Genomic DNA, 7932 nt, shown 5'->3' on the forward strand with positions numbered 1-7932 from the left:
GTCCGATGGGGGTGTTATGAGGCGTCGGAGTGTGGGGCTGCTGATGGCGGCTGCGCTGGTCGTGCCAACGACTGCCGCCGTACCTGCTGAAGCGCACGGCAGCACCAAACGAGTGGTGGGGTACTACACCAACTGGAGCGGGTACGGCCGGAACTTCCTGGTCAGCGATCTGGTGAAGAACGGGTCGGCGGCCCGGTTGACCCAGATCAACTACGCGTTCGGCTTCGTCGACGCCCAGGGGAACTGCCTCAGCAGCGACCCGTGGGCCGACTACCAGCGACCGTTCACCGCCGAGCAGAGCGTCAACGGCAAGGCCGACGAGCCTGGACAGGTGCTCAACGGCAACCTCAATCAGCTCAAGCAACTGAAGCAGAAGTACCCGAAGCTCCGGATCAGCATCTCGCTCGGCGGCTGGACCGGCTCGGCGCACTTCTCCGACGCTGCGCTCACGCCGGCGTCGCGGGCCGCGCACGTGAAGTCTTGCCTGGACCTGTGGCTGAAGGGCAACCTGCCCGGTCTTCCGGCCGGTGCCGCGAAGGGCATCTTCACCGGCGTCGACCTGGACTGGGAATGGCCTGCCAGTGAAGGCAATCCGGGCAACGTGATCCGGCCGGAGGACAAGCAGAACTTCACCGCGCTGGTGCACGAGTACCGCAAGCAACTCGACCGGTTGCCGGGCAGGCACGACTTGACTGCGTTCCTGCCTGCGAACCCGGCGATGATCGACCGCGGCTTCGAGGTCCGTCAGCTGTTCAAGGACCTGACGTTCGGTACGACGCAGGGGTACGACTACCACGGTCCGTGGGAGACGCTCACCAACCAGCAGTCCGCGATCGACGGACCGGCCGGCGATCCGACGACACCGGAGTTCAGCTCGCAGGTGACGATCGACGCCTACCTGGCCCGTGGCGCCCCGCGGAGCAAGCTGGTCATGGGCGTGCCGTTCTACTCGCACGGCTGGACCGGTGTGACTGATGCGAACCACGGCCTCTTCCAGCCGTCGACCGGTCCGGCGCCCTCGACGTTCGACGCCGGCACCGAGGACTACCGCTATCTGAAAGCCCAGTTGGCGAACTACACGGTCTACCGGGACAACCGCGCCGGTTTCGCGTGGCTGTTCGACGGTACGACGTTCTGGACCTGGGACGACCCGGTCGAGATGAAGCGCAAGGCGCAGTACATCTCGCACCGCGAGCTGGGCGGCGCGATGATCTGGTCGCTCGACGGTGACACCCAAAACGGGGAGCTGATCTCGGCGCTGCACCGTAACCTTCGTTGAGTGGATCTGAATCTTCTGCAGGATCGGTTCGGCGCTGACCGCGCCGAACCGATCTCGGTGGGTTGCTCCGACGCGACCGTGGTCCGGCTCGACCGCGGCCCGGAACGCCTGTACTACAAGGCGGGTCAAGGAGTCGGTGTCGAAGCCGAGCGTTTGGCGTGGCTCTCCGGCACCGGATTTCCGTGTCCGCGCATCGTTGACCAGGGCAACAACTGGCTGTTGACCACGGAGCTGCCCGGCCGCGACGCGTCCCAACCGTGGCCGGCGCGCGACCGTCCCGCCGTACTCGCGGCGATCGCGTCAGGTCTGCGGGCCCTCGACGAGCTGACGGACTGCCCGTTCGCCTCGCCGTTCCCGGGCGCCGGGACCGCCGTGACCCACGGGGACTACGCGGCGCCGAACGTCTTCATCGACCCGACGACGCTGCGCTTCGCCGGCGTTCTCGATCTCAGCCGACTCGGCGCCGGCGACCGGTACGTCGATCTCGCATTGATGTTCAAGAGCCTGCGCGGCACCCTCAACCCGCAGTACGGCGGACCGCCCGCGGCGCGACGCTTCGTCGAGCTGTACGGCGGGGATCCGGAGGACCCGCGCATCGAGCACTACATCACGCTCGACGACACCGGTGCCTACTTGCCCTGATACGCGCGGCGGTAGGCGCTCGGGGTCGTGTGGAGTGCGGCGCGAAATCTCCTGCGCAGATTGGTCGCGGACGAGAGGCCGACCCGGGCGGCGATCGCGTCGACGGAAAGGTCCGTTTCCTCCAGCAGAACACGTGTTCTGGCGATCCGCTGAGCCAGCAACCACTGCCCCGGCGCAGCACCCAGCTGCTGCTCGAAGCGCCGTGCGAGTGTCCGCGGCGAGACATTCGCCCGCCGAGCGAGGTCGTCGACGGTGATCGGCTTGTCCAGGCGTTCAACAGCCCAGTCCAGCAGGCCTCCCAACGACTCCTTTGGCACTGGCTCTTTTGGCACTGGCTCCGCCGAACGGTACTGCGTCTGACCACCCTCGCGATGCGGCGGCATCACCATCCGCCCGGCGACCCAGGCGGCGTACGACGCCCCGTGATCGCGGCGCACCAGGTGCAGACACAGATCGATCCCGGTCCCCGACCCGCCACTCGTCGCCACATCCCCGTGGTCGACGTACAGCACGTCCGGATCCACTTGGACCGCGGGGAATCGGCGCTGCAGTTCGTCGGCGTACCGCCAATGCGTCGCGACCCGGCGCCCGTCGAGCAGGCCGGTCGCGGCGAGCAGATAGGCACCTGAGCAGATGCTGACGAGCCGCGCTCCGCGTCGATGGGCACGCGTGAGCGCGCGGAGGACCGCCGGCGTCGGCTCGCGATTGATCGGCAGCCATCCGGGGACAACGATCGTGTCGGCGCGGTCGAGCGCGCGCAGACCGGACGTCACCACCATGTCGAAACCCTCAGTGGTACTGAGGTTTCCGGGGTGCTCGGTGCAGACACTGAACCGGTACGGCGGATCGCGGAAGACCGCCGCCGCGCACCCGAGCTCGAAGCTGGCCTGCGGCGCGGTCACCAGAGCGACAACGCGATGCATGGCAGAAAAGTACCTGATCGGGACTTTCCTGACACTGGGGACGAGCCTGTGGACCGCGCGAGGATTTCAGGCATGGAGAACTACGAGTGGGCGTCGGTCGACGACGCACCGGTCCGCGAACTGTTTCCCGGCATCAGATTGCGGCCCCTGTGGTCCGGAGCGGTCGCCAAGGCGTTCGTGCTGCAGATGGATCCGGGATCGAGCTGGAAAGGCATCGACGTACACGATCCCGGGCCGGAGGAGGTGTTCGTCGTGGACGGGGTGTTCAACGACGGTGAACGCGACTACCCGGCCGGTTCGTTCATCCACGCCCCGGCCGGGTCGTCCCACGTTCCACAGTCCACCCAGGGCTGCACGCTGTTCTTGTTCTACCCCGAGGGTTAGTCGGTACTGCGCAGTTCGGTCGGGGCGCCGTGGACTGCGGGGATGCTGCCGAGCTTGCCGGCCTGGAAGTCTTCGAAGGCCTGGATGACCTCGGCGCGAGTGTTCATCACGAACGGACCGGCCATCGCGATCGGCTCGCGGATCGGGCGGCCGCCGATGACGAGTACTTCGAGGTTCGGCTCCGCCTGCGGCTGCGACGTACTCGCCGCCGTACGGATCGTGTCGCCGGGACCGAAGACGGCCAGCTGCCCCTTGCGGATCGGGCGCCGCTCGGAGCCGACCGTGCCCTGACCGGCCAGCACGTAGACGAGCGCGTTGTAGTCCGGCTGCCACGGGAGCACCATCTCCGCACCGGGACTGACCGTCGCGTGGACCAGCGTGATCGGAGTGTGGGTCGAACCGGGACCGTTGTGGCCGTCGACCGAGCCGGCGATCACGCGTATCAGCGAACCGCCGTCCGGCGTGGAGAGCAGCGCGGAGTCGCCGCCGCGGATGTCCTGGTAGCGCGGCGGTGCCCACTTGAGCGCCTTCGGCAGGTTCACCCAGAGCTGGATGCCGTGGAACAGGCCACCACTCACGACCAGGTGCTCCGGCGGCGTCTCGATGTGGAGCAGGCCGCTGCCCGCGGTCATCCACTGGGTGTCGCCGTTGGAGATCACGCCGCCACCGCCGTTGGAGTCCTGGTGCTCCATGATCCCGTCGAGCATGTACGTGACGGTCTCGAAGCCGCGGTGCGGGTGCCACGGCGTGCCCTTCGGCTCGCCCGGCGCGTACTCGACCTCGCCCATCTGGTCCATGTGGATGAACGGGTCCAGATCACGGAGGTCGACACCCGCGAAGGCCCGCCGTACCGGAAAGCCCTCGCCCTCGTACCCGCTCGGCGCAGACGTCACCGACTTCACCGAACGCTCGTTCACCGGCTCCTGCGCACTGATGCGGGGCAGAACGGTGATGTCACTGACGGTCACGGCGGGCATGATGTGCTCCTCGCTGATTGGTAGTTCAAGAATAAACTATCTGCCCGAACCACGGCAAGAGCGCACGCATTCCCGGGTCAACGCGACCTCCCAGCCCATCACAATTGCCACCTCGACCAAGCGGCCCGTCTGGCCGCCCCGCCGAGCACCACTTGTGATGGCCTGGCGGTCCGGACCCCAGCCACTCACCAACCCGCTCCGGGCCGCCCCAGTCCAGCCGGCGCCACGCCTAGGAGCGTCCGACGCGGCGCGGTTGGTGAGTGGTGGCGGTCCGGGTAGGGGTCCGGAGGCGGTGCGTGGCAGACTCTGGGGTCGTGACGGCGCAGATTCTGGATGGCAAGGCGACGGCGGCGGCGATCAAGGACGAGTTGAAAGTCCGGGTCGCGAAGCTCGCCGAGCAGGGCGTGGTGCCCGGGCTCGGCACGATCCTGGTGGGTGACGACCCGGGCAGCCGGGCGTACGTGGCGGGCAAGCACCGCGACTGCGCGGCGGTCGGGATCTCCTCGATCCAGGTCGAACTGCCGGACACCGCGACCCAGGACGAGATCGCCGCGAAGGTGCGGGAGCTCAACGACAACCCGGAATGCACCGGGTTCATCGTCCAGCTCCCGCTCCCCAAGCACGTCGACACGAACACGATCCTCGGCCTGATCGACCCCGCCAAGGATGCCGACGGCCTGCACCCGGTCAGCCTCGGCAAGCTCGTCCTCGGCCAGGACGGTCCGCTGCCGTGCACCCCGAAGGGCTGCGTGGAGATCCTCCGGCGGTACGACGTACCGATCGCCGGCGCGCACGTGGTCGTCGTCGGCCGCGGCGTGACCGCAGGACGCCCGATGGGACTGCTGTTCACCAGGCGCAGCGAGAACGCGACCGTGACGCAGTGCCACACCGGCACGAAGGACCTCGCCGCCGTCGTGCGCACCGGCGACATCGTGATCGCCGCCGCGGGTTCGGCCGGCCTGATCACCGCCGACATGGTGAAGCCCGGCGCCGTCCTCCTCGACGTCGGCACCAGCCGGAACGCCGAGGGCAAGATTGTCGGCGACATCGAGACCGCGGCCCGCGAGCAGGCCGCCTGGATCGCGCCGATGCCCGGCGGTATCGGCCCGATGACCCGCGCGATGCTCCTCACCAACGTGGTGGAAGCCGCCGAATCGAGCCTCCCCCAGTGACCTCCGGCGGTACGGCGTACGCGGCCGAGCTGGGTGTGGCGTGCTGATGGCGGGTGAGGCCCAGCGCCGAAGCCAATGGCCCCTGGGGTTGACGCTGCTGGTCGCACTCACGGGCATGGTCGTGCTGTGGTTCTACGACTGGCGCAACGGCGTCTTCGTCTTCGCCGGCGCACTGGGCCTCGCCGGCCTCCTCCGCGCCACCCTCTCCGACACAGCCGCAGGCCTCCTCCACGTCCGCAGCCGCATGTTCGACACCACCTTCCTCCTCCTCACAGCCGCCGCCATAGCAGTACTCGCCCTCATCGTCCCCAACTGATGGACTGAAAGTACTTTTGGGTTCTAGAACCTACAGGTACTATCGTGCGTGGATGGGGTTCACGATCGTCTACACCGACGACTGCTACAAGTGGTTGGACCAGTTGCCACGGAGCGACCGGACGCGGGTCCTGGCCCGGGTCAATCTGATCGCTCAACAAGGCCCAGGTCTGGGTAGACCGGTGGTGGAAACGATCAAGGCATCGCGTCACTCGAACATGAAGGAGCTCCGGAGCGGGACCATCCGTGTGCTGTTCGCGTTCGATCCAGTCCGGCAGGCGGTGCTGTTGATCGGCGGCGACAAGGTCGGCCAGTGGGAGGCGTGGTACCGCAGGAACATCCCGATCGCCGACGATCTCTACGACGAGTGGTTGGACGAGCTCGAGAAGAACAAGAATTCCTGACTCGGAGGGAGGAGGAAGTGATGAAGTACAGAACGCATGACGAGGTGCTGGCCGAGTTCATCAAGACCCCTGAGGACAAGGCTGAGCTCGCCGCCTTCGAGGACGAGGCGCTGGCTGAGGTGCGGGCGCACCGGCTTGCCGACGTACGGCAGCAGCACGGACTCACCCAGACCGACCTTGCCGACAGACTGCACATCACGCAGACCGCGGTCTCCAAGATCGAACGCGGCGAACTGGCTCGATCCGAACTGAGCACCATCCGACGGTACGTCGAAGCGCTCGGCGGCACGCTCGAGATCATCGCCGACTTCGGCGACGAACGCCTCGTGCTCGGCTGACCTGATAACCCCCTGCGGCTCCAGTTCCATGCCGGGATCATCAGGTGGATGGTGAGGATTCGTTCTGCTGTGAGCGCTGACGGGTCCGACGTAGCGCGCGTTTACGTGGATTCGTGGAACGACGGGTTCGGGGAGTTGATGCCGGCCGCGGTGCTGGACGACGGGCGGATCGCGCGGTGGTCGGAAACGCTTGCTGGTGGCAACTGGTGGGTTGCCGAGGTCGACGGGACCGTCGCCGGGTTCGTCGGCATCGGGGCGAGTCGTGATCCGATCGACCCTGAACTCGGCGAACTCGACACGATCGCCGTCGACTCACCGTACCGGCGTCAAGGCGTCGGCACCGCCCTCATGCACGAGGCTGTCGAGCACCTGGCAGCGCACTACGACGAAGCGATTGTGTGGACGCTGGCGAACTATCCCCAGGGGCAGGAGTTCTACGCAAAGACAGGGTGGACGCTGAGCGGATCGACGCGCGACGACGGCCGGCAGGTGTCGTACCGCCGCCGGTTCAGGTAGTCAGCGACGCGTGCCGTCCGGGCTGACCCCGAACAGCTGCTCCAGCAGGGTCGTGGTGGACCAGGTGGCGACCTCTTCGCTTGTCCAACCGAGATCGCGGGTGAACTGGTTGTAGAGCTGCGGCCCTAGGACGACGAGCAGAATGTCGCGGGCCCGGGTATCGGACAGGCCTTCGCGCAGTGGGTGCTTGCCGGCGAGGAAGGTGATCGCGCGCTCGTACCCCGCTCGCCGCAGCCCGTCGTTGTACTCGTAGCTCTTCCGCGCGTTCTCGTCGCCGAGAACTGTCCACACCAATGGCGCGGCCCGCTCGAACACCGCCATCGTCCCGTCGATGAACAGCCGCATCGCCGTCTCGACGTCCGGCGCTTCCTCCGCCGCCCGCCACCAGTCCGACAGGTGCGGCGGAACCGGCACCGGCCCCTCGACCGCGTACTCGTACGCCGCCTGCAGCAGGTCCCCCTTGGTCCGGAACGTGAAGTACAAGGTCTGAACTGCGACCCCGGCGTCCTTGGCGATCACATCCATCGGCGTCGCCGAGTACCCGTCCTCGATGAACCGGCGGTACGCCGCCATGACCATCCGCCGACGCGTCTCCTGCGCCCTCTCCCGCCGCGACTGCTTGACATCTCCCACAGAGCAGCACTCTACTAGCTGCATCACTAGTGAACACTCTAGTGAAGCAACCAGCGAGGGGGAACCATGACGCTGTCCATCGACAACACGGTCGCTGTGAGCCATCGGAGGTACGGCGGATTCGCCGCGGTCGCCGGTGCTCTGCTGGCGATCGCCGGCAACACCGCCCTGCTCTTCGTCACGCCGGTCGTCGCCGAGGAGTACGTCAGCTACCCCGTCACACCGGCCCAGTTCCGATGGGGGCAGCTGTTCTTCGGCTCTTCTGCTGTATGTGTGGGTGATTTGAGCGTGCCTGGAGTGGCGCACGCCGTTCTCTGTCTAGGTTTCTGAGCTGTCTAGGAACAGGAAC

The 7932-nt window shown here is 67.1% G+C and carries 12 protein-coding genes; 9 read left to right on the top strand and 3 right to left on the bottom strand.

Annotated elements, in window-relative coordinates; translation table 11 throughout:
• Positions 1–16: 16 nt before the first annotated feature.
• Both EV137_RS40055 and EV137_RS40060 read left to right on the top strand, forming a co-directional pair.
• Positions 17–1279 (top strand): glycoside hydrolase family 18 protein, encoded by a 1263-nt coding sequence (locus EV137_RS40055; RefSeq protein ID WP_134003878.1) that lies wholly within the window; start codon positions 17–19, stop codon positions 1277–1279.
• Positions 1280–1921: a phosphotransferase gene (locus EV137_RS40060; RefSeq protein WP_134133368.1), complete on the top strand. Its 642-nt coding sequence runs from the start codon at positions 1280–1282 to the stop codon at positions 1919–1921.
• Here EV137_RS40060 and EV137_RS40065 read toward each other — a convergent pair.
• The gene (locus tag EV137_RS40065) at positions 1909–2844 is read right to left on the bottom strand and encodes a helix-turn-helix domain-containing protein (protein ID WP_134133370.1); all 936 of its coding nucleotides are present in this window, start codon (positions 2842–2844) and stop codon (positions 1909–1911) included. The two genes, EV137_RS40060 and EV137_RS40065, sit on opposite strands and share 13 nt — an antisense overlap.
• A gap of 72 nt (positions 2845–2916) precedes the next feature.
• Here EV137_RS40065 and EV137_RS40070 point away from each other — a divergent pair, with 72 nt between their 5' ends.
• Positions 2917–3228, top strand: coding sequence for a cupin domain-containing protein (locus EV137_RS40070; protein WP_131344540.1), 312 nt, complete (start codon positions 2917–2919; stop codon positions 3226–3228).
• On the opposite strand, the gene EV137_RS40075 is transcribed toward EV137_RS40070, so the two are convergent.
• Complete coding sequence (locus EV137_RS40075) at positions 3225–4205, bottom strand: pirin family protein (protein ID WP_134133372.1); 981 nt, start codon at positions 4203–4205, stop codon at positions 3225–3227. The two genes, EV137_RS40070 and EV137_RS40075, sit on opposite strands and share 4 nt — an antisense overlap.
• Positions 4206–4519: 314 nt before the next feature.
• Here EV137_RS40075 and EV137_RS40080 point away from each other — a divergent pair, with 314 nt between their 5' ends.
• The 5 genes from EV137_RS40080 (at position 4520) to EV137_RS40100 (ending at position 6950) form a co-directional block, all read left to right on the top strand.
• Positions 4520–5377 (top strand): bifunctional methylenetetrahydrofolate dehydrogenase/methenyltetrahydrofolate cyclohydrolase, encoded by an 858-nt coding sequence (locus EV137_RS40080; protein ID WP_134133373.1) that lies wholly within the window; start codon positions 4520–4522, stop codon positions 5375–5377.
• A 46-nt stretch (positions 5378–5423) separates the two neighbouring features.
• Entirely contained in the window at positions 5424–5693 is a 270-nt protein-coding gene (locus EV137_RS40085) for a DUF3017 domain-containing protein (RefSeq protein WP_134133375.1), read from the top strand.
• A gap of 52 nt (positions 5694–5745) precedes the next feature.
• Positions 5746–6096, top strand: a complete 351-nt coding sequence (locus EV137_RS40090) for a type II toxin-antitoxin system RelE/ParE family toxin (RefSeq protein WP_134133377.1) — start codon at positions 5746–5748, stop codon at positions 6094–6096.
• Positions 6097–6116: 20 nt separating this feature from the next.
• On the top strand, positions 6117–6434 hold the full coding sequence (locus EV137_RS40095) for a helix-turn-helix domain-containing protein (RefSeq protein WP_134133379.1): 318 nt from the start codon (positions 6117–6119) through the stop codon (positions 6432–6434).
• A gap of 69 nt (positions 6435–6503) precedes the next feature.
• On the top strand, positions 6504–6950 hold the full coding sequence (locus EV137_RS40100; protein ID WP_166680163.1) for a GNAT family N-acetyltransferase: 447 nt from the start codon (positions 6504–6506) through the stop codon (positions 6948–6950).
• Here the strand turns inward: EV137_RS40100 and EV137_RS40105 are convergent, their stop codons facing one another.
• Positions 6951–7583, bottom strand: a complete 633-nt coding sequence (locus EV137_RS40105) for a TetR/AcrR family transcriptional regulator (RefSeq protein ID WP_166680164.1) — start codon at positions 7581–7583, stop codon at positions 6951–6953.
• 66 nt (positions 7584–7649) lie between these two features.
• Here EV137_RS40105 and EV137_RS40110 point away from each other — a divergent pair, with 66 nt between their 5' ends.
• Positions 7650–7913 carry a hypothetical protein gene (locus EV137_RS40110; RefSeq protein WP_166680165.1) on the top strand — a complete coding sequence of 88 codons (264 nt, stop codon included), beginning with the start codon at positions 7650–7652 and terminating at the stop codon, positions 7911–7913.
• Positions 7914–7932: the final 19 nt, after the last annotated feature.

The organism is Kribbella pratensis (genome assembly GCF_004366075.1).
GTDB classification, from domain to species: Bacteria; Actinomycetota; Actinomycetes; order Propionibacteriales; family Kribbellaceae; genus Kribbella; species Kribbella pratensis.

What these genes read in the sequence shown, in the direction of transcription:
- EV137_RS40075 (WP_134133372.1), bottom strand. Translation starts at nt 4,205, where the DNA reads ATGCCCGCCGTGACCGTCAGTGACATCACCGTTCTGCCCCGCATCAGT.
- EV137_RS40090 (WP_134133377.1), top strand. Translation starts at nt 5,746, where the DNA reads ATGGGGTTCACGATCGTCTACACCGACGACTGCTACAAGTGGTTGGAC.
- EV137_RS40055 (WP_134003878.1), top strand. Translation starts at nt 17, where the DNA reads ATGAGGCGTCGGAGTGTGGGGCTGCTGATGGCGGCTGCGCTGGTCGTG.
- EV137_RS40065 (WP_134133370.1), bottom strand. Translation starts at nt 2,844, where the DNA reads ATGCATCGCGTTGTCGCTCTGGTGACCGCGCCGCAGGCCAGCTTCGAG.
- EV137_RS40110 (WP_166680165.1), top strand. Translation starts at nt 7,650, where the DNA reads ATGACGCTGTCCATCGACAACACGGTCGCTGTGAGCCATCGGAGGTAC.
- EV137_RS40085 (WP_134133375.1), top strand. Translation starts at nt 5,424, where the DNA reads ATGGCGGGTGAGGCCCAGCGCCGAAGCCAATGGCCCCTGGGGTTGACG.
- EV137_RS40095 (WP_134133379.1), top strand. Translation starts at nt 6,117, where the DNA reads ATGAAGTACAGAACGCATGACGAGGTGCTGGCCGAGTTCATCAAGACC.
- EV137_RS40070 (WP_131344540.1), top strand. Translation starts at nt 2,917, where the DNA reads ATGGAGAACTACGAGTGGGCGTCGGTCGACGACGCACCGGTCCGCGAA.